The sequence below is a fragment of the Microvirga sp. P4_A5 genome, from assembly GCF_056402495.1.
Genome location: NZ_JBFUHH010000175.1, coordinates 1 through 3,531, shown reverse-complemented (window position 1 = coordinate 3,531; position 3,531 = coordinate 1). Strand labels below are relative to the sequence as shown.

4 protein-coding genes are annotated in these 3,531 nt (G+C 63.2%); 1 reads left to right on the top strand and 3 read right to left on the bottom strand.

Going from position 1 to position 3,531, the window contains the following annotated elements; genetic code table 11:
* Nucleotides 1-2,433, top strand: a 2,433-nt coding sequence (locus AC1DVM_RS22735; RefSeq protein WP_477258346.1) for a bifunctional acetate--CoA ligase family protein/GNAT family N-acetyltransferase, incomplete at its 5' end; no start/stop codon positions are given.
* 42 nt (nt 2,434-2,475) lie between these two features.
* Here the strand turns inward: AC1DVM_RS22735 and bfr are convergent.
* The 3 genes from bfr to AC1DVM_RS22720 all read right to left on the bottom strand — a co-directional run.
* Nucleotides 2,476-2,961: a bacterioferritin gene (gene bfr, locus AC1DVM_RS22730; protein WP_477258344.1), complete on the bottom strand. Its 486-nt coding sequence runs from the start codon at nt 2,959-2,961 to the stop codon at nt 2,476-2,478.
* Nucleotides 2,962-3,030: 69 nt separating this feature from the next.
* A complete protein-coding gene (locus AC1DVM_RS22725; RefSeq protein ID WP_477258342.1) occupies nt 3,031-3,288 on the bottom strand; it encodes a (2Fe-2S)-binding protein in 258 nt (85 codons plus the stop codon).
* A 110-nt stretch (nt 3,289-3,398) separates the two neighbouring features.
* Nucleotides 3,399-3,531: putative glycolipid-binding domain-containing protein (locus tag AC1DVM_RS22720; RefSeq protein WP_477258348.1), on the bottom strand; the 133-nt coding region annotated here is incomplete at its 5' end.

Below are 3,531 nucleotides of genomic sequence, written 5' to 3'. Positions count from 1 at the left end.
ATTGTGGCCACCGCGGGGCTCGGCCGTGGCGAGGGGTCCCTGTCGGAGGAGGTCAGACAATCCGCGCGCCGTCATGGGTTGCGGATCGTCGGGCCGAATTGCATCGGCGTGCTCGCGCCACGGGCAAAGATGAATGCGAGCTTCGCCGCGCGCGGCGTGAACGTCGGCGACCTTGCGCTGGTGTCGCAATCGGGCGCCATCGCGGCAGGACTCATCGAATGGGCGGCCCAACGAAAGGTCGGATTCTCCGGAATCGTTTCGCTGGGCGACAAGATGGACGTCGATTTCAGCGATTGCCTCGACTATTTCTCGGCCGATCCAGGCACGCGGGCGATCCTCCTCTACATGGAGTCCCTCGACAACGCGAAGAAGTTCATGTCGGCGGCGCGTGCCGCCGCGCGCACGAAACCGGTCGTCGTCATCAAGGCAGGACGGCACGCGCAGGGCGCAAAGGCAGCGGCGACCCACACCGGAGCGCTGGCGGGCTCGGATGCGGTTTACGATGCCGCGTTTCGGCGCGCGGGCCTCCTGCGCGTGCTCGATCTCGACCAACTCTTCGCCGCCGCCGAAACGCTGGGGCGGCAGAAGCCGTTTCCCGGAAAGCGACTCGCGGTGCTCACCAATGGCGGCGGCGTCGGCGTGCTGGCGGTGGACCGCCTGATCGATCTTGGCGGAACGCTGGCGGGCCTGTCGGACACCACCATGGCGCGGCTGAACGCGGCCCTGCCGGCGAACTGGTCGCGCGGGAACCCCATCGATATCATCGGCGACGCCGATCCTGCGCGTTACGATACCGCGCTCGATGCTCTCTTGGCCGATGATCAGAATGACGCAATCCTCGTACTCAACGTGCCGACCGCGGTCGCCAGCGCGGCGGATTCGGCGCGCGTCGTAGCGGAATCGGTGAAGCGCAATCGAGAGGGAGGGCTGCGCCACAAGCCGGTTTTCGCCGCGTGGATCGGCGAGGATTCCGAATCCGCGCGCCATTTCGAGCAGGCGCGCATTCCCCATTTTTCCACCGAAGCCGATGCCGTCAGGGGGTTCATTCAGCTTGTGCGTTACCGTGAGGCGCAGGAAGAATTGATGGAAACGCCCGACAGTCTTCCGCACGATTTCGTCCCGGACGTGGCGGGGGCTCAGGCGATCGTCGCAGGAGCGATCGCCGCAAAGCGGCAATGGCTCGATCCGCTCGAGGTGAATGCATTGCTGCGGGCCTATGACATCCCAGTCGCGCCGCTCGTCCTTGCCAAGTCCCCGGATGAAGCCGTGGTTGCAGCGCGCCCGACCTTTGCCGAAGGCGGCACGGTCGCGGTCAAGATTCTGTCGCCCGATATCGTGCACAAGTCGGATATCGGCGGCGTCCAGCTGGACCTCGCCAACGAGGGCGCGGTGAGAAACGCTGTGGCGGATATCTTCGAACGCGCCGCGAGATTGAGACCCGACGCGACGGTGACCGGTATCATCGTTCAGCCGATGGTCAGACGCGGGAAGGCGCGCGAACTGATCGTCGGGCTCGCCGACGATCCGACATTCGGTCCCGTCGTTCTGTTCGGGCGCGGCGGTACGGCGGTGGAAGTCATTGACGACAAGGCTCTGGCGCTGCCTCCGCTGGACTTGAAGCTCGCGGCGGACCTGATCGCGAGAACCCGCGTGTCGCGCCGTCTCAAGGCGTATCGTGATGTGCCCGCCGCCGACGAGCGTGCGGTGGCGCTCGTCCTCGTGAAGCTTGCGCAACTGGCCTCCGACTTGCCCGAAATCCGGGAGGTCGACATCAACCCGCTCCTGGCCGACGAAAAATCCGTCATCGCGGTAGACGCGCGCGTGGCCATCGCGCCGCTTGCGCCGAACGAGCGGAAGGGTCAGTCACGTTTCGCGGTAAGGCCCTATCCCAAGGAATGGGAGCGGATTATCACGCTTCGCAACGGCAGCACCGCCCTGGTTCGCCCGGTGAGACCGGACGATGAAAGCAAGTTTCTGGAATTCTTCAAGCGCGTCACGCAGGAAGACCTGCGTCTTCGCTTTTTTGCGCCCGTGCGCGATTTCAACCACGTATTTCTCGCGCGCCTGACGCAGCTCGATTACGCGCGCGCGATCGCATTCGTGGCGTTCGATACGGAGACCGGCGAAATGCTCGGTGCGGTCCGTCTGCACGCGGATGCCAACCACGAGACCGGCGAATACGGCATTCTCCTGCGGTCAGACCTCAAGGGGCTGGGCCTTGGGTGGGACCTCATGCGCTTCATGATCGAATGGGCGAAGGCCGACGGTCTTCGCGTGGTGGAAGGGCAGGTGCTGCGCGAGAACAGCACCATGCTCGACATGTGCAGGCGCCTCGGGTTTTCGATCAGGAACGATCCCGACGATGTCGATCTTCTCATCGTCACATTGCCGGTTGCGACGATCGACAGGCCCGAAGATCTCTTTGCTGATTGAGGCGTGGGGTGGCCCGGGTACCGAGCCGTCGCCGCTCGGCGGTCAGTGCTCGCCTTCGACGCCGCCCACATGCTTCTGGGCGTAAAGCTGCAGACCGAGCTGCTCGACGAGATTGAGCTGCGTTTCGAGAAAGTCGATGTGACCTTCCTCATCCTTCATGAGCTCTTCGAAGAGATTCTTCGACACGCGGTCGCCGACGCTCTCGCAATAGGTCGCCGCCTCGCCGTAAAGGTTGCGGGCGTCGTTCTCGCCCGCGAGGTCGCATTCGAGAATTTCCTTGACGTTCTGGCCGATGCGCAGAGGGTCGAGAACCTGCAGATTGGCAAAGCCCTCGAGGAAAATGATGCGCTCGATGAAGCGATCGGCATGATGCATCTCTTCGATCGATTCCTTGCGCCACGCCTTGGCAAGATCCTTGTAGCCCCAGTCCTCGAGGAGGCGGTAATGCAGCCAATACTGGCTGACCGCCGTGAGCTCGCTGCGCAAGCCGCGGTTGAGGTACTCGATGACTTTCTGGTCGCCCTTCATTCCTGCCTCGCGTCGACGCCGGCTGCATAGATTGGAAGAGTTGTAATCTGGTTGACCGAACGGCAGAGGTCAAAGAGTCGGCTCGGCCGCGGCCTTATCCAGCACGACCGGGCAACAACCCCGGCTGCAGACAGGGGCGGCTTCTGTCGCTGCATCCGCCAGGGCCTTGTCCATGATGGCGCGAATCGTGCGCACGCACCGTCCGCAATCGGGACTGCACCCCAGACAGCGATAGACCTGCGCGGGCGTGCGCGGGCAGTCCGGCYCAGGGCGCAGACATGCTTTCACATCGCCATCGGAGAGGACGTTGCAGGAACAGACAATCATTGGCTTCTAGTTTAGAATTATTAAAAACTGCGTGTCTTTACAAAGACTTACGCGGTGTGGCGTCATTTGCCAAGGCTGGTCGCCGCGCCCAGATGTCACGCCTCTGTCAATCACAGGACGCGCCGGAAGAGACCCGGATAGTCGCCCACGAGACCATCTTCGTCCAACGGCAGGTCCGCCGTGAACGAATGTTCGAGGCTTTCAAAGCGGTAGAGCCTTGCGGCATCAACAGCCGTGTAGCGC

Excerpts from the sequence above, each read along its gene's own strand:
- bfr (WP_477258344.1), bottom strand. The coding sequence starts at position 2,961 with ATGAAGGGCGACCAGAAAGTCATCGAGTACCTCAACCGCGGCTTGCGC.